The organism is Streptomyces sp. NPDC048392, from assembly GCF_043200575.1.
Classification (GTDB): domain Bacteria; phylum Actinomycetota; class Actinomycetes; order Streptomycetales; family Streptomycetaceae; genus Streptomyces.
The window spans coordinates 1-18,371 of sequence record NZ_JBICYB010000034.1 but is presented as its reverse complement, the minus strand read 5'-3'; the positions used below and the strand labels follow the sequence as shown (position 1 = coordinate 18,371).

Below are 18,371 nucleotides of genomic sequence, written 5' to 3'. Positions count from 1 at the left end.
GCCGTCCGGGCCGGGCCCGGCTCACCAGTGTCCCGCCGCACTGCCGACGAGCGGTTCGGACGGGGTGCCGTCGACGCCCGCCGGTACGTCGCCGGTGAGCATCACCCGGTGCATGGTCCGACGGTGGTCGAGGTGGGCGTTGTCGCCGGGAGCGAGGTGGATGGTGGCCCGGTTGTCCCAGAAGGCGACGCTGCCCGGCTCCCAGCGGAAGCGGACGGTGTACTCGGGGCGGGTGGCCTGTTCGAGGAGCAGTTCGAGGACGGCCGTGCTCTCGGGGCGGGAGAGGCCGGTGATCTGCTCGACGTAGTAGCCGTTCACGTACAGCACCCGCTCCCCCGTCTCCGGGTGGACGCGCACCAGTGGATGCACGGTCGCGGTCTGGTGGTCGAGCAGATGCCGGACGTAGGCGTCGTCGCCGGGCCGGGGCTGGTAGCCGACGCCGAGGCGGTGTTCGGCGCGCAGTCCGTCGACGAAGGCGCGCATGGGGGCGGACAGTCCGGCGTAGGCGGCGGCGAGGTTCGCCCAGGTGGTGTCGCCGCCGTAGGGCGGTACCGTCTCGGCGCGCAGGATGGTGGCGGCCGGCGGGTCGACGCGGGCGCCGTGGTCGCAGTGCCAGCCGCGCAGCAGTGTGTGGCGCCGGCGCCGCAGCCACTCGTCGTGCTCCATCCCGAACCGCCCGCCCAGTTCCAGCCGGTCGGCGGTCGTCTCGATCTCCGGGAAGCCGGCCGGTGACGCCTTGCCGCGCCGGGGCAGGACGACCGGCTCGCCGAAGAGGCGGGCGAACGCGACATGGCCGGCGTGGTCGAGGCGCTGGCCGCGGAAGAACACCACCTTCCAGCGCAGTACCGCCGCCCGTACCGCCGCGACCTGCGCGGCGTCGGGGCCCGCCGCCAGGTCCACGCCGCGGATCTCGGCGCCGATGTGCCCGGCGACGGGTCGCACCTCGATCCCCGCCGCCGCGGCCGCTCTGCGTTCCGCCGTCGCCGTGTCCGTCGCACTGTCCCTCGCGCTGTCCCTCGCGCTGTCCTTTGCCCTGTCCGTCGTCATGCGGAGATCGTGGCAGACGCTCCGCCGCGTCGTCCGGTTGATCACCGGCCCGCCGGTGGGCGAGGCTGGAGGGGCGGCACACCGCCGCGCACAGTCGAGGGAAGGTCCCACGGTGATCAGCATCCCGGCGTACACGCTCAACGACGGCACCACGCTCCCCGCCCTGGGCCTGGGCACCTGGCCGATGGGGGACGACGAGGCCGAGCGGGCGGTCCGCGAGGCCCTGGAGACGGGGTACCGCCTGATCGACACGGCGACGAACTACCGCAACGAGACCGGCGTCGGCCGCGGCGTGGCCTCGGCCGGTCTCCCCCGCGAGGAGATCGTGGTGACGACCAAGCTGCCCGGCCGGCACCACGGCTACGAGGAGACGCTCGCCTCGTTCGAGGAGTCCCGCGCCCGGCTCGGCCTCGATTACGTCGACCTGTACCTGATCCACTGGCCGCTGCCCCGTGTGGACAAGTACGTCGACTCCTGGAAGGCCATGATCAAGCTGCGTGACGACGGCCTCGTGCGCTCGGTGGGTGTCTCCAACTTCACGGCGGAGCACATCGAGCGGCTGGAGAAGGAGACGGGTGTCCTGCCGTCCGTCAACCAGATCGAGCTGCACCCGCTCCTCCCGCAGGACGGACTGCGCGCCTTCCACGAGCGCAAGGGTGTCCGCACCGAGAGCTGGAGCCCGCTGGGCCGGGGCAGCGACCTGCTGGACGATCCCGCGGTCGCCGCCATCGCCGACGCGCACGGCGTGACACCCGCCCAGGCGGTCCTGCGCTGGCACACCCAGCTGGGCTCGGTGCCGATCCCGAAGTCCGCGGACCCCGCGCGGCAGCGGGCGAACCTGGACGTCTTCGGCTTCGAGCTCGACGCCGACCAGATGCGCACGGTGGCGGACCGCGCCCACCGGCGGATCGGCGGCGACCCGGAGGTGCACGAGGAGTTCTGACGGGGGTACCCGGTCCCGGTCGGCGAGGATCTGCCGGGAAGGAGCTGCGGGTGGACGGCGAGGGCGACGGACTGCGGGACTACCACGGCAAACGGGACTTCGGCCGGACCGGCGAGCCCGCGGGGAGAGAAGCGCCCGGCGGGCACGGGAGACCCCGTTTCGTCGTGCAGATCCATGACGCGAGCACCCTGCACTTCGACTTCCGGCTGCAGGTGGCCGACGTGCTCAAGTCCTGGTCGGTGCCGAAGGGACCGTCGGCGGACCCGAGCGACAAGCGGCTCGCGGTGCCGACGGAGGACCACCCGCTGGAGTACGAGGAGTTCGAGGGCGTGATCCCCGCGGGCGAGTACGGGGGCGGCACGGTCATCGTCTGGGACCACGGCACCTACGAGCCGCTGAGTCACGACCGGCGGGGGCGGCCGGTCGACTTCGCCGAGTCGCTCGCGCACGGACACGCCCGGTTCCGGCTGCACGGCGCGAAGCTGCGCGGCGAGTACGCGCTGACCCGGTTCCGCGGCGGCCGGGACGGCGCCACCGGCGAGGCCCCGGCGTGGCTGCTGGTGAAGACGGCCGGCGGCGGGCGCGGACACGGCACCCCGGACCCCCGGCGGGCCCGGTCCGCGCGCACCGGCCGCACGCTGGCGCGGGTCGCCGAGGAGGACCGCGACGGATAGGCGGCGGGCCGGGAGGGGCAGGCGGCGCGCGGGCGGGTCACCGCGCGGGCAGTGGCTGTTCGGCCCAGATGGTCTTGCCGTTCCCCGTCTGGCGGCTGCCCCAGCGCTGGGTGAGCTGGGCGACCAGGAGCAGGCCCCGGCCGCCCTCGTCGTAGGCGTGGGCGCGGCGCAGGTGGGGTGAGGTGGAGTTGGCGTCGGAGACCTCGCAGATCAGGGCGCTGTCGCGGATGAGGCGGAGCTGGATGGGCGGCTCGCCGTACCGGATGGCGTTGGTGACGAGCTCGCTGACGACGAGTTCGGTGACGAACGCCGTCTCGTCCAGGCCCCACCGGGTCAGCTGCTCCGTGACTGACCGCCGGGTGGCGGCCACGTGCGACGGGTCGGGCCGGACGTCCCAGGTACGGATCTGGTCGGTGCCGAGGGCCCGGGTGCGGGCCAGGAGCAGTGCCACGTCGTCACCGGGCTCCTCCGGCATCACGGCCTTGAGGACGGTGTCGCACAGGGCGTCGAGCGAGTTCGCGGGAGCGGTGAGCGCGCGGCACAGTTCCGCGGTGGCGTGGTCGACGTCACGGTCGCGGCCCTCCACGAGGCCGTCGGTGTAGAGGGCGACGACGGAGCCCTCGGGCAGTTCCAGCTCGGTCGCCTCGAACGGCAGGCCGCCCACACCGAGCGGTGGGCCCGCGGTCATGTGGATGAGCCGTGTGCTGCCGTCGGGCAGGACGAGGGCCGGGGCGGGGTGCCCGGCCGCGGCCAGGGTGAGGCAGCGGGAGACGGGGTCGTAGACGGCGTAGAGGCAGGTGGCCCCCAGCTCCGCGACCTCGTCGCCCGTGTCGTCGTCCGGGGCTGTGGCCGCGAGGTGGGTGATCAGGTCGTCGAGGTGGGTGAGCAGCTCGTCGGGGGGCAGGTCGACGTCGGCGAGGGTGCGGACGGCGGTGCGGAGGCGGCCCATCGTCGCCGTGGACGGGATGCCGTGGCCCACGACGTCACCGACGACCAGGGCGACCCGGCTGCCGGACAGCGGGATCACGTCGAACCAGTCGCCGCCGATGCCGGCCGCCGACACGGAGGGCAGGTAGCGGTGGGCCACCTCGAGCGCCGCCTGTCCGGGCAGGTCCCTGGGCAGCAGGCTGTGCTGGAGCGCCAGGGCGGTGGAACGCTCGCGGGCGAAGCGGCGGGCGTTGTCGATGCAGACCGCCGCCCTGCTGGCGAGTTCTTCGGCGAACACGGCGTCCTCGGTACCGAACTCGTCCGGCTGTTCCATGCGCACGGCCACCGCGACGCCCAGCGTGATGCCGCGGGCCCGCAGGGGCACCGCCATCATCGAGTGGGCGCCCGAGCGGTAGCGGCGTCCCGCCGGGGCGCGCGCGTTGCGCTCGGCTACCCAGCGCGTGAACGACGGCTCCCCCGCCTGGCTGACGAAGACCCGCCCTTCCCGCACCGCCCGGGCGGGCGGCGAGAGGGCGGGGTGGGCGCCGACGTTCCCGAGGCGCACGGCCGCCTCCGGGGTGCCCTCGCTGACGGAGCCGTGGGCGACCCGGCGCAGCTCGATCTCGTCGCAGGACACCGGCGGCGGCTCCTGCGCGCCCAGAACCCAGTCGAGCAGGTCCACACTGGCGAAGTCGGCGAACCGCGGCACCACCACCTCGACCAGTTCCTCGGCGGTGCGCACCAGGTCCAGCGTGGTGCCGATGGCGGCGGCCGCCTGGTTCAGCAGGGCCAGCCGCTCCCGCGCCCGGTACTGCTCGGTGCTGTCGAAGGCCGCCAGGGCGGTGCCCAGCATTTCACCGGAGGCGTCCCGCACGGGCCACATCTCGGTGGTCCAGGCGTGGTCGCGGTTCAGGGCCGGTGCACCGGTGAAACTCTCGTAGCGGACCGGGCGGCCCGTCTCGGCGACCTGTCGGAGGTGGCTGAGGAAGCCCTGGCTGTGCTCGGCGTCCTCGACGGAGTCCGAGAAGTAGCGGCCGAGCAGGGCCTCTTCCGGTACGCCCATCACCTGACAGGCCGCGCCGTTGAGCCGCAGGTAGTGCTGGCGGGTGTCGAAGACGGACATCGACATGGCCGCCTGCTCGAAGGCCAGCTCCGCCACCGGGGCCCGCCCGCCCGGGGGTTCGACGGTGACGGCGTATCCGGCGGGCCCGCCGTCGGAGCCCGTCAGGGCGCGGGCCCGCAGGTGGAGAGCGACGAGCGGGCCGTCCCGGTGCCGCACGCGCGCGACGCCGGACAGCGCGGCCAGGAAGTTTGGCGGCACGTCCTCGCCCAGCAGTGCCCGGGCGGCCCGTCCCACGGCCTCCTCGGCCGGGTAACCGGTCAGCCGGCGGGCGCCCTCGCTCCAGCCCGTCACCGTGCCGTGGATGTCCAGGATCGCCACAGCGGAGGCATGCTCCATAACGTCCAGGATTGACCCATTACGGCATGGTTTCAACCGCGGCGGACCCGGGGCGCGGTCCTATCCGCGGTGAGCGGCGAGCGCGGCGAGGGCGCGGTCGGCGTGCGTGTTCATCCTCAGTTCACTGCGGACGACCTCCAGCACGGTGCGGTCCTGCCCGATGACGAAGGTGACCCGCTTGGTGGGAGCAAGGACGATCCCCCGTCTCACCCCGAAAAGGTCACGGACCGCGCCGTCGGCGTCGGACAGCAGCGGCATACCGAGGGTGTGGCGCCCGGCGAACTCCTGCTGCCGTTCGACGGGGTCGCCGCTGACACCGACGGGACGGGCGCCCGCCGCGGCGAACTCGGCGGCGAGATCGCGGAAGTGACAGGCCTCCGCGGTGCAGCCGGGGGTCAGGGCGGCGGGGTAGAAGAACAGGACGACCGGTCCCTCGGCGACCAGTTCGGACAGGCGGCGCGGGGTGCCGGTCTCGTCCGGCAGCGCGAAGTCCTCGACGGTGTCGCCCACGGACAGGGGCCGGCTCACGACCGGCCCTCGCTGCCCTCGGCGACGGCACGGGCCCACAGTACGAGCGGCACCTGCGCCGGCAGGCGGCCGAGGGCGGCGGCCTTCTGCGGGGTGGGACGGTGCCGCCAGTCCCAGGCCATCTTGACGTTGGCGGGGAACACCCCGACGAAGAAGGCGGCCGCCGTCAGCGCGGCGGCCTTGCGGGTGCGCGGCAGGGCGAGCCCCGCGGCCAGTGCGAGTTCGGCGACGCCACTGGCGTACGTCCACGCCCGGGGCGTGCCCGGCAGGGAGCGCGGCACGGTCGCGTCGAAGGGGCGGGGCCGGGCGAAATGGGCGACGCCCGCGGTGGCCAGCAGGCCGGCGAGCAGCAGGGGTGAGCGTTCGGACCGGGACACGGTTCCTCCTCCGGGGGCCTGCCGCGCGATATTACTCGACGGTAAGGACTGGGTGACGGCCGGCTCCCGTACGACGGTCGCGGGTGCCGGTCGGGAGCCGAACGCGCGGCGGAAGACCGCGGGGCACGCGCCGACGGCACCGCCCGCCGCGGTGCGCCGACCGCGAGCGAGGCCGACGCGCGCCGAGTCCTGGCCGGACCCGGCGGTGAGCCCGGGGGGCGTCGCCCGCGTCCACTCCCCCGCCGGCCACCCGTCGCCCGACGCCCGTCCCCCGTCAGGCCCTGCCCCGGGGAGTGACGGGCGCCAGCCACATGCCCACGATCGCGTCGACGAGGCCGTCGGCCGCGTCCTGCCAGCTGGCGCGCGGGGTCGGGCGGTTCTCGGCCAGGGCCCGCTCGCGCTCGGCCGCGGTGTGCACGATGAGATGGCGGGCCATGTCGCCCCGCTCCGCGCGGACCTCGTCCGGCAGCGCGGGCATGCACCGGTCGCGCCTCTCGATGATCGCCCGCAGGGAGGCGGAGGCGCGGGACTCCCCGGTCATGATCTGCCGCAGCGCCGGGTCGGTCATGACCTGGGCGCAGAACCGCGCGTACCAGGTGGGACTGCCCAGCACCGCCAGGTGGTCGAACTGCGGACGGACCAGGCAGTCCACCCAGTCGCGCAGGTCCGCCGAGTCCCCCAGGGCGACGAGCTGCCGGGCGCGCAGGTCCTCGACGCGTTCCGAGTGGCGCTGCGCGATGGCCCGGACGAGATCCGCCTTCGTACCGAAGTGGTAGCCGACCGCCGCGTTGTTGCCCTGCCCGGCGGCCTCGCTGACCTGGCGGTTGGAGACCGCGTACACCCCGTGCTCGGCGAACAGCCGCTCAGCGGTGGTCAGGATCAGCTGCCGGGTCGCGCCGGCCTGTTCCGCCCGTACCGCCCTGCCCACCATGCTCACCGCCACGCCGGGACCTTCCTCGCGCCCGCAGCGGCCGGTCCCCAGAGTCGCCGCGGGTCCGCCGTCGGACGGCGCTTTCCCGGAAAGCCTACGCAACACCGCCCACCCCGCCGGGTGCGGCCCGGATGCGGCGGCTCCGCCTCTCGGCCCTTAGAGTACGTCAAGCGACTGACTTAATATTTGCGCGGCGCGTTCTCCGCGCCGGTGACTCGAAAGGCTCCTCATGCCCGCTTCTCCCGCCGCACCGAGGCCGAACGCCGTGGTGGCGGTCCTGGCCATGGCAGGGATCGTGGTCTCCCTGATGCAGACCCTGGTCATCCCGATCGTCCCGGAGCTGCCCGAACTGCTGGACGCGCCGGCCTCGGACGCCGCCTGGGCGGTGACCGCCACGCTGCTCGCCGCCGCGGTGGCCACTCCGGTCTTCGGCCGGCTCGGCGACATGGCGGGCAAGCGGCGGATGCTGCTGCTCAGCCTGGGACTGCTGATCGGCGGCTCGGCGATCTGCGGACTGAGCGACACTCTGGTCCCGATGGTCGTCGGCCGCGCCCTGCAGGGCCTGTCCGCCGCCGTGATCCCGCTCGGCATCAGCATCATGCGGGACGAGCTGCCCGCCGAGCGGCTGGCCGGTGCCACCGCCCTGATGAGCGCCTCGCTCGGCGTCGGCGGCGCGCTCGGCCTGCCCACCGCCGCGCTGATCGCGGACAACCTCGACTGGCACATGCTCTTCTGGCTCTCCGGCGTCCTGGGCGCCGTCGCCCTGGTGCTGGTCCTGATACTCGTGCCGGAGTCGGCGGTGCGCACCGGCGGCCGTTTCGACGCGCCCGGCGGCCTCGGCATGGCGACCGGCCTGGTCTGCCTGCTCCTGGCGATCTCCAAGGGCGCCGACTGGGGGTGGGGCAGCGGCACCACGCTGGGCCTGTTCGCGGCTGCCGTGGTGATCCTGCTGGTGTGGGGCTGGTGGGAACTGCGCACCCCGCAGCCGCTGGTGGACCTGCGCACCACCGCCCGCCGCCAGGTGCTGTTCACCAACCTGGCGTCGATCGCCGTCGGCTTCTCCATGTTCGCGATGTCCCTGGTGCTCCCGCAGCTGCTGCAGCTGCCCGAGGCCACCGGTTACGGCCTGGGCCGCTCCCTGCTGACCGCCGGTCTCGTGATGGCGCCGTCCGGCCTGGTGATGATGGCGTTCGCCCCGGTGTCCGCGAAGGTCTCGAAGTCCAGGGGCCCGAAGGCGACCCTGATGATCGGCGCCCTGATCGTCGCGGCCGGGTACGGGCTGAACATCGTGCTGATGTCCGAGGTCTGGCACCTGGTGCTGGTCTCCTGCGTCATCGGCGCGGGCATCGGCTTCACCTACGGCGCCATGCCGGCCCTGATCATGGGCGCCGTGCCGGCGAGCGAGACGGCCGCCGCCAACAGCCTGAACACCCTCATGCGGTCCATCGGCACGTCGGTCGCCAGCGCCATCGCCGGTGTGATCCTGGCCCAGATGACGGTCGGCCTCGGCGGCTTCGCACTGCCGTCCGAGAACGCGTTCAAGGTGGTCATGGCCCTCGGCGTCGGCGCCGCCCTGCTCGCCTTCGTGATCGCGTCGTTCGTCCCGCGCCACCGCCCGGCCGGCGGCGCGGCGAGCCCGGCACCGGCCGGCGGTGTCGCGGCGCGGGCCGCCTCCGCCCGCTGACCGGGAGGGCGCCGGTCCCGCGTCCCGGACCGGCGCCGTTCAGGCGAACCTGGCGGGCAACGCGCGTGACGGTGGCCGGGCACGTCGAGAACTGACCCGTGGAGCTGCCGCTGATCCCCCCGATGCTCGCCACTCCCGGCGCCCTGCCGCCCTCCGGGCAGGACGCGCGCTGGGCCTACGAGACCAAGCAGGACGGCCAGCGCGTGGTGGTCTACCTGCCCGGCGACGACACCGTGCTGCTGCGCGCCCGCTCCGGGCAGGACATCACCGCCGCCTATCCGGAGCTGGCGCCACTCGCCACCGCGCTCGGCGACGTCCCCGCCGTACTGGACGGCGAGGTGCTGGCCCTGGACGAACAGGGCCGCGCCGACTTCCAGTTGCTCCAGTCCCGTATGGGCCTCGCGCACGCCCCGGGCCGGGCGGCGCGCCGGGCGGCGAAGGTCCCCGCGCATGTGGTCCTGTTCGACGCCCTGCACCTGGAGGGCCGCTCCCTGTTGCGCACGCCGTACACCGGCCGCCGCGAGCGGCTGACGGACCTCGGCCTGAACGGGCCGTCGTGGTCGACCCCGGCCGCGCTGGTCGGGCACGGCGAACAGGCCCTGCGGGCCACCCGCGAGCACGGCCTGGAGGGCCTGGTGTGCAAGCGGCTGGACTCGCTGTACGAGCCCGGGGTCCGCTCCCGGGCCTGGATCAAGATCCGCAACATGCGCAGCGAGGACGTCGTGGTCGGGGGCTGGCTCCCCGGCAAGGGCCGGCTCAGCGGCCTTCCCGGTGCCGTCCTGGTGGGCCAGCGGGCCGCGGGCCGGCTGCGCTACGTCGGCGGGGTGGGTACCGGCTGGAGCGCGGACGAGCGCACCGAACTGGCCGCGCTGCTGCGGGCCGCCGCGTCGGACGCCTGCCCCTTCGATCCGGTGCCGTCGGTACCGGGGGCGCGCTGGGTCGTTCCCCGGCTGGTCGGCGAGGTCCGATACAGCACCCGCACCAGGGAGGGCATGCTGCGACAGCCGTCCTGGCTCAGACTCAGGCCGGACCTGGCGCCCGAGGAGTCGGCCGCGGACATCCCGGACGACCTGGTGTGAGCGTGTGACGACAGGCCGAGGGTTCGGCTGTCCTTCACCACGGGGACGCCCGTGCCCCCTTGGCGCGGAAGGGAAAGGGCGGGACTCTGAACTCCCCTTCCCTTCACAGCCGTTGGGCTGCGCCAGCCAGAGGAGGACGCGATGCCGTCGCGCACCGCCACGACGCCCCGCAGGAGATGGCTCACCGTACCGCTCGGTGCCCTCGCCCTCGTCGTCACCTTTCCCGCCACCGCCTTCGCAGCCCCGCCGCCGGGGCTGCCAGGAAACGCCGACAGCCTGGAGCGCGCCTACCAGCCCGCCTACGACTACGACACGGACGGCTGCTACCCGGCCCCGGCCATCGGCGCCGACGGAGCGGTCAACGGCGGACTCAGGCCGACCGGCGCCCTCAACGGCAACTGCCGGGACGTTTCCGACCTGGACAACACCAACGGCTACTCGCGTGCCAAGTGCGACCACGGCTGGTGCGCCTACCTGTACGGCCTCTACTTCGAGAAGGACCAGGCGCTGCCCGGCGTCAGCCTCGGCGGGCACCGGCACGACTGGGAGCACGTCGTGGTGTGGGTGGCCGACGGCGCCGTGCAGTACGTGTCGACCTCCAACCACGGCTCGTTCAGCGTGCACGCGCGGTCGGCGGTCCGCTTCGACGGCACCCACCCGAAGATCGTCTACCACAAGGACGGCATCAGCACCCACTGCTTCCGCCCGGCGACCTCGGGCGACGAGCCCCCGGAGAACCACAGGGGCACCTGGCAGTACCCGGCCCTGGTGGGCTGGAACGGCTACCCGGCGGGCCTGCGCGAGAAGTTGAGCGCCCACGACTTCGGCAGCGCCGGCTTCGGCCTCAAGGACGGCAGCTTCGCCTCCCACCTGGCGGCCGCCGAGCCCTCGGGCATCCCCTTCGACCCGAACGCCTGAGGCGGGGCGGCAGCGGGCCGGTCGGGCGAACCGTGCGCCGAAGGCACCGCGCCGCCCGCTATCGTGTCCGCATGTCCGCCCCCGAACCGATCCGCATCGTCTCCCGCGACTCCCCGATGGCCCTGGCCCAGGTCGAGCGGGTCCGGGCCGAGTTGGCGGCCCTCCACCCCGGCGTGCGTACCGAGGTCGTACCGGTGAGGACCACCGGCGACAAGTGGCTCGGCGACCTGTCGCTGGTGGAGGGCAAGGGCGCGTTCACCAAGGAGGTCGACGCCGCGCTGCTGTCGGGCGAGGCCGATCTCGCGGTGCACTGCGTCAAGGACGTACCCGCCGACCGGCCGCTGCCCGCCGGTACGGTGTTCGCCGCGTTCCTGAAGCGGGACGACGTCCGGGACGCGCTCGTCCACCCGGGCGGGCTCACCCTGGACGAGCTGCCGGACGGCACGCGCGTCGGCACGTCCTCGGTGCGCCGTGCCGCCCAGCTGGCCGCCACCCACCCGCACCTCCGGTGCGTGCCCTTCCGCGGCAACGCCAACCGGCGGCTGGCGAAGCTCGCCGCGGGTGAGGCGGACGCGCTGCTGCTCGCGGTCTCCGGCCTGGAGCGCATCGGCCGCGGTGACGTGATCAGCGAGGTCCTCTCCCCCGAGACGATGATGCCGCCGATCGGCGCGGGCATCCTCGCCCTGCAGTGCCGCGAGGGCGACGGCGCGCTCATCGAGGCGGTCAGCGCTCTCGGCCATCCGCGGACCCACCGGGAGGCCACGGCGGAGCGGATGTTCCTGCATGTCCTCCAGGGGCACTGCAACAGCCCGATCGCCGGGCACGCGCACGTGGACCGGAGCGGCGAACTCTCCCTGCGGGCCTGCGTCTTCACCCCGGACGGCAAGACCCGGCTGAACGCCCACGAGTGGGCGGGCCGGCTCGACCCGGCGACCCTCGGCACGTCGGTCGCCGTGGCGCTGCTGCGGCAGGGCGCACGGGAGATCATCGACGGCATCGCGCACTGAGGCGCCGCGCCCGCCGGGTCAGGCGGGGCCCTCCTCCGACCGGCCCCGCAGGAAGGCGCTCACCTGGTGTGCGAGGCCCTCGTCCCGCACCGCGCCGCACGGGGCACCGACGGCCCCGTCGGGCAGCCCGAGGCCGCCGGCCCACAGCCGGCGCTCGGCCCACTCCTCGTCCACCCGCAGCTGTACCTGGACATCCACCTGGCACAGGCCGGCCTCCGGGCCCGCCGCGTAGACAACGGCGGTGGCGCGGCGCAGCGGGTAGACGTCGAAGCCCTCGATGAACTGGGAATTGCGCCAGTCGAGGAAGGCGCTCTCCCCTTCCGGGCCAATCCGTACGTCGATCTGGCCGTCCTCCAGGTGGACGCCGAGGTGCCGCCCGCCCCGGTTCTCGACGGTCACCCGGACGCGGAAGTACGTCAGCCCCTCGGCGGCGTCGTCGCGCCCACGCGGCGGCTCGGCCGGTTCAAGACGGTGGACGCGCACCCGCAGGCCGGCGTGCTCGTCGTACTCCTGCCAGTCCCCGACCACGTTCGGCTCGTACACGGTGCCCCTCTCGACCTCTCGACGCTGCTTCCTATCTGCGCGCTCAGCGCACTGTCAAATGAGCGGAATGCGCTGTGGCCAGGGACTTCACCCCTTTTGATCGGTGATCAAGCGTTGCGCAGTAAGTATCCGCCGGCGGCCGGCCGGGGTGGTCACCCGGAGCGTGCCGCACATCACGTCCGGCGACGGGGCCGCACCGGTCACCGGTCCGCAGCCGTTCGAGTGGCCGTTCAGGGCATTCGCGCTCAGTATCCATATATATGAGGACTTGCCAGCACCCCTGCTGAGGGAGGTGCGCGTGATGCGTGTCGCCGGCAGAACCAAGCACCCGCACGACGACGCCCCCGACACGGCCGCGGCGTTCGACCGGCTCGCCGGGCTGCCCGAGGGACCGGAGCGCAAGGCGCTGCGGGACGAACTGATCCGGACCTGGCTTCCCATGGCGGAGCGGATCGCCGTCCGCTTCCGGGGCCGCGGTGAGAACCTGGAGGATCTCTATCAGGTGGCGGCCCTGGGCCTGGTCAAGGCCGTCGACCACTACGACCCGGAACGCGGCCACGCCTTCGAGGCGTACGCCGTACCGACCGTGACCGGCGAGATCAAGCGGCACTTCCGCGACCACATGTGGACGCTGCACGTGCCGCGCCGGATCCAGGATCTGCGCAACCGGGTCCGCAGATCCACGAAGGAGCTGGCGCAGATCACACCCGGGCGTGCGCCGACCGTCGAGGAGATCGCCGAACACGCGCAGCTGACCACGGTCGAGGTGCGTACCGGCATGGAGGCCCTGGAGTGCTTCTCCGCCCTGTCACTGGAGGCGGAGATGCCCGGCACCGACGGCTACGCCCTCGGTGACGCGCTCGGCGGCCCCGACCCCGCTTTCGACGCGGTCGTTGACCGGGTGGCCGTCCGGCCCTGCCTGGAGGCGCTTCCCGAGCGCGAGCGCACCATTCTCTACCTGCGCTTCTTCGCGGGGATGACCCAGAGCCGCATCGCCCAGCAGCTGGGCATCTCCCAGATGCACGTCTCACGGCTGCTCACCGGCTGTTTCGACCGGATACGCGAGGAGATCCTCACGGAGGCCCGCTGAACGGAGGCCCGCCGAGAGGGGCTCACCGCCCCAGGCGGTCCTCCAGAGCGGCCAGGAGCTGCGGCGGCATCACTCCGGTGCGCCCCCAGATGAGCACCGCTTCCGCGACATTGCGGAGTTTGATGTTCGTATGCTGGGAAATCTCCTTCAGTACCATCCATCCCTCGTCCGGTGTCACTCTGCCGAGGATGATGATCACACCGATGGCCTGGTCGACGACGGCGTGGGAGACGACCGCCTCCTTGAGCTGCCGGACCTGCTCCTGCAGCCGGAAGATCTGGTCCGAGTCCGAGTCCGAGTCCGGGCCCGGCCGCGAGCCCGGGTCCAAGTCCGTGGGGGGCATGGTCACCTCCGGATTCCCATCCTGGCCAGCCGCGCCGTGCCGCGCCACCGGGCCGCCCGGCCCTCCGTTTCGGCGCCGCCTGCGGGGTACTCGCCAGGCGCCCGCCGCACTCCCGGCCGGACACTGGTGTGGAGCCGGTGACGGCCGGTGGACGAGACCAGGACACGACTGCCATGAACCACGACATGACCTCCCGCGACAGCGGGGAAAGCCTCCTGTCCACGCACTCCGTGTACGGGGCCCCCTGCTGGGTGAGTCTCACCAGCCGTGACCTGAAGGCCACCGAGGAGTTCTACTCCGCTGTGCTGGGCTGGCAGTGGCGGCCCGCCAGGCTGGGCGAGCCCTTCCGGATCGCCCTGGTGGACGGGGTGCCGGTCGCCGGCATCGCCGCCGTGGCCGCGATGTGGCAGATGGCGGTGGCCTGGACGCCGTACTTCGCCGTGCGCAGCGCGGACGAGGCCGTGTCGCGGGCCCAGGAGCGGGGCGGCACCACCGCGGTCGGGCCCATCTCCCTGCCGCCGGGGCGGGCGGCGCTGCTCGCCGACCGGGACGGCGCGACCTTCGGGATCTGGGAGGGCGAGCTGTTCACGGACTGGGACGCCTGGCGCACCGCGCGCCCCGCCTTCATCCGGCTGCACACGCGTGACGCCTTCGACGCCGCCATCTTCTACGGCGAGATCTTCGACTGGGCCTCGGGGCAGGGCTGCTGCGAGGTCCGGTACGAGGGCGAGGAGGTGGTCCTGCGCAACCAGGGCGACGTCGTGGCACGGATCGAGTCGGGGGCCCTCGGAGCCGCGCCCGACCCGGCCGTCCGGCCGCACTGGCAGATCCACTTCGCGGTCGAGGACGTGACGGCCTGTGCCCGCACCGCGGAACGGCACGGCGGCAGCGTGCTCTCCCTCACCGGTGAGGAGGCGGTGCTCCGGGACGCCGACGGCCCGCAGTTCACGGTGACCGCGCGCCGCCTCGGCAGCTGACCTCACCGGCTCACCGGCCGGTGCGGGACGGCCGGGAGAGCAGCACCAGGCTGCGCTGCTCGACGGTCAGTCGGGTGCCGGCCTTGTACTCGGCCTCGTCGGGGACGCCCTCCGGGTCGGCGGTGTCGACCAGGGTCGCCCAGCGCTCACCGTAGGTGGTGCCGGGCAGCCGGAAGTCGGTCGGCTCCCAGTGGCTGTTGAACAGCAGCAGGAAGGAGTCGTCGACCACGGGGCGGCCGCGGGGATCGGGTTCGGCGATGGCGTCGCCGTTGAGGAAGACGCCGACGGCGTGCGCGTCGGAGCGCTGCCAGGCGTCGTCGGTCATCTCCCGCGCGTCCGGCAGCAGCCACACCAGGTCGGGCAGCGGCTGGTCCGCGTGGGTGAGGGTCTCGCCGTGGAAGAAGCGGCGCCGGCGCAGCACGGGGTGGCCGGCGCGCAGCGCGATGAGGCGCCGCGAGAAGTCCAGCAGCGCGCGCTGCTCGTCGCCGAGCCGCCAGTCGATCCAGGAGATCTCGTTGTCCTGGCAGTACGCGTTGTTGTTGCCGCGCTGGGTACGGCCCAGTTCGTCGCCGTGGCAGAGCATAGGGATGCCCTGCGAGAGCAGGAGCGTGGCGAGGAAGTTGCGCTGCTGCCGGCCGCGCAGCTCCCGGACGGCCGGATCCTTGGTGCCGCCCTCGGCGCCGCAGTTCCAGGAACGGTTGTGGCTCTCGCCGTCCCGGTTGTCCTCGCCGTTGGCCTCGTTGTGCTTGTCGTTGTAGGAGACGAGGTCGCGCAGGGTGAACCCGTCGTGCGCGGTGACGAAGTTGACGCTTGCGCGGGGACGGCGGCGGCTGTGCTGGTAGAGGTCGGAGGAGCCGGTCAGCCGGGAGGCGAACTCGCCGAGCGTGTGCTCCTCACCGCGCCAGAAGTCCCGTACGGCGTCACGGTACTTGCCGTTCCACTCCGACCACAGCTGTGGGAAGTTGCCCACCTGGTAGCCGCCCTCTCCGACGTCCCAGGGCTCGGCGATGAGCTTGACGCGGCTGATCACCGGGTCCTGCTGGATGAGGTCGAAGAACGCGGACAGCCGGTCCACCTCGTGGAACTGCCGGGCCAGGGTGGCCGCGAGGTCGAAGCGGAACCCGTCGACGTGCATCTCGGTGACCCAGTACCGCAACGAGTCCATGATGAGCTGCAGTACGTAGGGGTGGCGCATCAGCAGGCTGTTGCCGGTGCCGGTGGTGTCGTAGTAGTGCTGCCAGTCGCCGTCCACGAGGCGGTAGTACGAGGCGTTGTCGATGCCGCGGAAGGAGAGCGTGGGGCCCCTCTCGTTGCCCTCGGCGGTGTGGTTGTAGACCACGTCGAGGATCACTTCGAGGCCGGCCTCGTGCAGGGTCTTGACCATCGACTTGAACTCGGTGACCTGCTGACCGCGGGTGCCGCGGGCGGCGTAGCCGTTGTGTGGCGCGAAGAAGCCGATGGTGTTGTAGCCCCAGTAGTTGGACAGGCCGCGGTCCTGGAGCACCCCGTCGTGCACGAACTGGTGCACCGGCATCAGCTCCACGGCCGTCACGCCGAGGGACGTCAGGTGCTCCACGACCGCCGGGTGCGCGAGCCCCGCGTAGGTGCCGCGCAGTTCCTCGGGCACGCCGGGGTGGGTGCGGCTGAGCCCGCGGACGTGGGCCTCGTAGATCACGCTCTCCGAGTAGGGGCGTGCGGGCGGACGGTCGTCGCCCCAGTCGAAGAACGGGTCGGTGACCACGCCGAGCATGGTGTGCCCGGCGCTGTCGCCCGGGTCGGCCCTGCCCCTGGCACGCTCGAAGAGGGAGGCGTGGTTGTCCACCAGCCCGTCCACGGCCCTGGTGTACGGGTCGAGGAGCAGCTTCGCCGGGTTGCAGCGGTGGCCGACGGCGGGAGCCCACGGACCGTGGACCCGGTATCCGTAGCGCTGTCCCGGACCCACGCCGGGCAGGTAGCAGTGCCAGACGAAGCCGTCGACGTCGGGCAGCGGGATGCTGTGGTGACCGCCGTCGTCGTCGACGAGCACGAGGTCGACACGTTCGGCGACCTCGCTGAAGAGGGCGAAGTTGGTGCCCTGCCCGTCGTACGCGGCGCCCAGCGGACAGGGGTGCCCGCTCCACACGGGCGACCCCTTCCAGTTCGGCCTGGCGCGGGTCACCGGGCCTCCTCCAGAACGCCGTTGCCCGTACGGGCCCGGCCGGCCGCTCGGGCCACCGGCATGGTCTCGCGTGGCACTTCCAGCCCCTCCTGCGTGATCGGCTCGGGTGGCATCGCCACCAGCGGAACGCGCTCGCCGGCCCGGGCGCGGCGCGAGAACCAGATGACCCTCGCCCCGGTGTCGGTGGCGCAGCAGCCCCAGCCGTCGCTGTTCGCGGCGAGGTGCTGCAGACAGGTGCGCAGGTCCTGGTCGGGACGGAGCGCGTGGTCCTTGCCCCCTACGGCCGTGATGAGGTGCTGGTGGTTCCACCACATCTCGATCGACGTGTTCTTGTCGCCGGCGTGCTCGTCGATCGCCCGGAGCAGCATTTCGGCGCCCGAGCAGACGGGTTCGACGAGGTTCTCCAGGTTCCAGAACCGGAGGTGAGCGGCCAGGATGCGGCTGACCTGTCCGACCCGTTCCGGGCTCACTTCCACGTCGAGGTGGTAGTAGCAGGGCACTGCGGTCTTCATCGTCGTGGCTCCTCACCGCGAAGGCTCTCGCTCCTCCTCGTCCCTTGGGGGACGGGCTCCCCGATCACGAAGCGTGAGCGTTGATCGCTTCTGAGTCACTCCAGAGTGGGAGCAGTAGTCCATTCGTGCAACACGAGCACCAAAAGGGCGGAACCGGGCGGGAGAGCGACCGTGAAAGCGGTTGAAGATCCAACAAGACGGCGCGTCACCACCCGTGCACCATGTGTGAAGAACTCGATCGTCCATATCACCGGACCGTCCGGAAGGTGACCGGCCATGCTGCTACCCGCGAAGAGCGAAGTCGCCCGGCAGCTGCGGCATTACCGCGCCTGGGAACGCTCGATGCTGGCATCCCCCACGGACGTCACGGTCCGGACCACCTTCGAGGACTCCGGCTACACCCTCTGCGTGCTGATGGGAAAGCGGTGCGCACGCGAGGCCGCGGACGCCGCCGAAAGGTATCTGCGGACCAACCTGGTCACCCATGCGCAGGAGCGGACGGAGCACCTCGCCCCGTCGGGGCGGAAGACCCCCTCGGGCGCGGCCTGAACCAACAGGCCGGGCCCGCGCCCGGCCCCGAGCACGGCGGAGGTGAGAACGGATGACTACGACCGTGGGGATCGGACGTATCCCGGTACGGGACGTCCACCCGGTGGTGGAGAACGGCAGGCGCCCGGCGAAGGCCGTGACGGGAGAGACGTTCGAGGTCACCGCCACCGTGTTCCGGGAGGGGCACGACGCGGTCGCCGCCAACGTCGTGCTGAAGGACCCCGAGGGCCGGCCGGGTCCCTGGACGCCGATGCGGGAGCTGGCCCCGGGCAGCGACCGCTGGGGTGCCGAGGTCACCCCGGGCGCGCCGGGCAACTGGACGTACCGGGTGGAGGCGTGGAGCGACCCCGTGGCCACCTGGCAGCGGCATGCGCGGATCAAGGTCCCGGCCGGCATAGACGCCGGCCTCGTTCTCGAGGAGGGCGCCGAGCTGTTCCGGCGCGCCGCCGCGGGCGTACCGGCGGACTCCGGGCGCACGGTGGCGCTGGCCGCGGCGGAAGCCCTGCTCGACGACACGCTGCCCGTGGCCACCCGGCTGGCGGCGGCGTTGACGCCCGAGGTGGACGCGGTCCTGGCCCGGCACCCGCTGCGGGAACTGGTCACCAGCTCCGACCCGCTGCCCCTG

18 protein-coding genes and 1 pseudogene are annotated in these 18,371 nt (G+C 72.9%); 10 read left to right on the top strand and 9 right to left on the bottom strand.

The annotated features are described in order from the left end of the window. Positions 1–21: 21 nt before the first annotated feature. Entirely contained in the window at positions 22–1,047 is a 1,026-nt protein-coding gene (locus ACGFYH_RS30725; RefSeq protein ID WP_393806447.1) for a TauD/TfdA dioxygenase family protein, read from the bottom strand. A 112-nt stretch (positions 1,048–1,159) separates the two neighbouring features. Here ACGFYH_RS30725 and ACGFYH_RS30720 point away from each other — a divergent pair, with 112 nt between their 5' ends. Together ACGFYH_RS30720 and ACGFYH_RS30715 are read left to right on the top strand one after the other, a co-directional pair. After that, positions 1,160–1,990 carry an aldo/keto reductase gene (locus ACGFYH_RS30720; protein ID WP_393806446.1) on the top strand — a complete coding sequence of 277 codons (831 nt, stop codon included), beginning with the start codon at positions 1,160–1,162 and terminating at the stop codon, positions 1,988–1,990. A gap of 50 nt (positions 1,991–2,040) precedes the next feature. Continuing rightward, positions 2,041–2,664, top strand: a complete 624-nt coding sequence (locus ACGFYH_RS30715; RefSeq protein ID WP_393806445.1) for a DNA polymerase ligase N-terminal domain-containing protein — start codon at positions 2,041–2,043, stop codon at positions 2,662–2,664. A 37-nt stretch (positions 2,665–2,701) separates the two neighbouring features. Here the strand turns inward: ACGFYH_RS30715 and ACGFYH_RS30710 are convergent, their stop codons facing one another. The 4 genes from ACGFYH_RS30710 to ACGFYH_RS30695 form a co-directional block, all read right to left on the bottom strand. Beyond that, complete coding sequence (locus tag ACGFYH_RS30710; RefSeq protein WP_393806444.1) at positions 2,702–5,050, bottom strand: SpoIIE family protein phosphatase; 2,349 nt, start codon at positions 5,048–5,050, stop codon at positions 2,702–2,704. Between the two features lie 60 nt (positions 5,051–5,110). Then, positions 5,111–5,578: a peroxiredoxin gene (locus ACGFYH_RS30705; protein WP_393806443.1), complete on the bottom strand. Its 468-nt coding sequence runs from the start codon at positions 5,576–5,578 to the stop codon at positions 5,111–5,113. Next, a complete protein-coding gene (locus ACGFYH_RS30700; protein ID WP_393806442.1) occupies positions 5,575–5,955 on the bottom strand; it encodes a DoxX family protein in 381 nt (126 codons plus the stop codon). Before ACGFYH_RS30700 ends, ACGFYH_RS30705 begins: the two co-directional genes overlap by 4 nt. A 274-nt stretch (positions 5,956–6,229) precedes the next feature. Continuing rightward, positions 6,230–6,886, bottom strand: a complete 657-nt coding sequence (locus ACGFYH_RS30695) for a TetR/AcrR family transcriptional regulator (protein WP_393806498.1) — start codon at positions 6,884–6,886, stop codon at positions 6,230–6,232. 229 nt (positions 6,887–7,115) lie between these two features. Here ACGFYH_RS30695 and ACGFYH_RS30690 point away from each other — a divergent pair, with 229 nt between their 5' ends. The 4 genes from ACGFYH_RS30690 (at position 7,116) to hemC (ending at position 11,574) form a co-directional block, all read left to right on the top strand. After that, a complete protein-coding gene (locus tag ACGFYH_RS30690) occupies positions 7,116–8,570 on the top strand; it encodes an MFS transporter (protein WP_393806441.1) in 1,455 nt (484 codons plus the stop codon). A 98-nt stretch (positions 8,571–8,668) separates the two neighbouring features. Continuing rightward, entirely contained in the window at positions 8,669–9,649 is a 981-nt protein-coding gene (locus ACGFYH_RS30685; protein WP_393806440.1) for an ATP-dependent DNA ligase, read from the top strand. Positions 9,650–9,790: 141 nt separating this feature from the next. Continuing rightward, on the top strand, positions 9,791–10,567 hold the full coding sequence (locus ACGFYH_RS30680; RefSeq protein WP_393806439.1) for an NPP1 family protein: 777 nt from the start codon (positions 9,791–9,793) through the stop codon (positions 10,565–10,567). A gap of 71 nt (positions 10,568–10,638) precedes the next feature. Further along, positions 10,639–11,574 (top strand): hydroxymethylbilane synthase, encoded by a 936-nt coding sequence (hemC, locus tag ACGFYH_RS30675; protein ID WP_393806438.1) that lies wholly within the window; start codon positions 10,639–10,641, stop codon positions 11,572–11,574. An 18-nt stretch (positions 11,575–11,592) separates the two neighbouring features. Here hemC and ACGFYH_RS30670 read toward each other — a convergent pair whose 3' ends face one another. Further along, a complete protein-coding gene (locus ACGFYH_RS30670) occupies positions 11,593–12,117 on the bottom strand; it encodes a hypothetical protein (RefSeq protein ID WP_393806437.1) in 525 nt (174 codons plus the stop codon). 301 nt (positions 12,118–12,418) lie between these two features. Between ACGFYH_RS30670 and ACGFYH_RS30665 the strand changes: the two genes are divergently transcribed. Then, positions 12,419–13,207 carry a SigB/SigF/SigG family RNA polymerase sigma factor gene (locus tag ACGFYH_RS30665; protein WP_393806497.1) on the top strand — a complete coding sequence of 263 codons (789 nt, stop codon included), beginning with the start codon at positions 12,419–12,421 and terminating at the stop codon, positions 13,205–13,207. 25 nt (positions 13,208–13,232) lie between these two features. Here the strand turns inward: ACGFYH_RS30665 and ACGFYH_RS30660 are convergent. Then, positions 13,233–13,550: pseudogene (locus tag ACGFYH_RS30660) on the bottom strand (ANTAR domain-containing protein); the annotation flags it as partial. Between the two features lie 173 nt (positions 13,551–13,723). Between ACGFYH_RS30660 and ACGFYH_RS30655 the strand changes: the two are divergent. Next, the gene (locus tag ACGFYH_RS30655; RefSeq protein WP_393806436.1) at positions 13,724–14,527 is read left to right on the top strand and encodes a VOC family protein; all 804 of its coding nucleotides are present in this window, start codon (positions 13,724–13,726) and stop codon (positions 14,525–14,527) included. A gap of 10 nt (positions 14,528–14,537) precedes the next feature. Here the strand turns inward: ACGFYH_RS30655 and glgX are convergent, their stop codons facing one another. Next, positions 14,538–16,685: a glycogen debranching protein GlgX gene (glgX, locus tag ACGFYH_RS30650; protein ID WP_393806435.1), complete on the bottom strand. Its 2,148-nt coding sequence runs from the start codon at positions 16,683–16,685 to the stop codon at positions 14,538–14,540. Next, the gene (locus ACGFYH_RS30645; RefSeq protein ID WP_393806434.1) at positions 16,682–17,197 is read right to left on the bottom strand and encodes a pep a2; all 516 of its coding nucleotides are present in this window, start codon (positions 17,195–17,197) and stop codon (positions 16,682–16,684) included. The genes glgX and ACGFYH_RS30645 overlap by 4 nt, the downstream gene beginning before the upstream one ends. 276 nt (positions 17,198–17,473) lie before the next feature. On the opposite strand from ACGFYH_RS30645, the gene ACGFYH_RS30640 reads away from it, so the two are divergent. Together ACGFYH_RS30640 and ACGFYH_RS30635 are read left to right on the top strand one after the other, a co-directional pair. Further along, entirely contained in the window at positions 17,474–17,746 is a 273-nt protein-coding gene (locus tag ACGFYH_RS30640; RefSeq protein ID WP_393806433.1) for a DUF5133 domain-containing protein, read from the top strand. Between the two features lie 52 nt (positions 17,747–17,798). Next, a partial coding sequence (locus tag ACGFYH_RS30635; RefSeq protein ID WP_393806432.1) for a maltotransferase domain-containing protein occupies positions 17,799–18,371 on the top strand: 573 nt, incomplete at its 3' end.

Excerpts from the sequence above, each read along its gene's own strand:
- ACGFYH_RS30655 (WP_393806436.1), top strand. The coding sequence starts at position 13,724 with ATGAACCACGACATGACCTCCCGCGACAGCGGGGAAAGCCTCCTGTCC.
- ACGFYH_RS30665 (WP_393806497.1), top strand. The coding sequence starts at position 12,419 with ATGCGTGTCGCCGGCAGAACCAAGCACCCGCACGACGACGCCCCCGAC.
- ACGFYH_RS30695 (WP_393806498.1), bottom strand. The coding sequence starts at position 6,886 with ATGGTGGGCAGGGCGGTACGGGCGGAACAGGCCGGCGCGACCCGGCAG.
- ACGFYH_RS30690 (WP_393806441.1), top strand. The coding sequence starts at position 7,116 with ATGCCCGCTTCTCCCGCCGCACCGAGGCCGAACGCCGTGGTGGCGGTC.
- ACGFYH_RS30680 (WP_393806439.1), top strand. The coding sequence starts at position 9,791 with ATGCCGTCGCGCACCGCCACGACGCCCCGCAGGAGATGGCTCACCGTA.
- ACGFYH_RS30640 (WP_393806433.1), top strand. The coding sequence starts at position 17,474 with ATGCTGCTACCCGCGAAGAGCGAAGTCGCCCGGCAGCTGCGGCATTAC.
- ACGFYH_RS30710 (WP_393806444.1), bottom strand. The coding sequence starts at position 5,050 with ATGGAGCATGCCTCCGCTGTGGCGATCCTGGACATCCACGGCACGGTG.
- ACGFYH_RS30725 (WP_393806447.1), bottom strand. The coding sequence starts at position 1,047 with ATGACGACGGACAGGGCAAAGGACAGCGCGAGGGACAGCGCGAGGGAC.
- hemC (WP_393806438.1), top strand. The coding sequence starts at position 10,639 with ATGTCCGCCCCCGAACCGATCCGCATCGTCTCCCGCGACTCCCCGATG.
- ACGFYH_RS30645 (WP_393806434.1), bottom strand. The coding sequence starts at position 17,197 with ATGAAGACCGCAGTGCCCTGCTACTACCACCTCGACGTGGAAGTGAGC.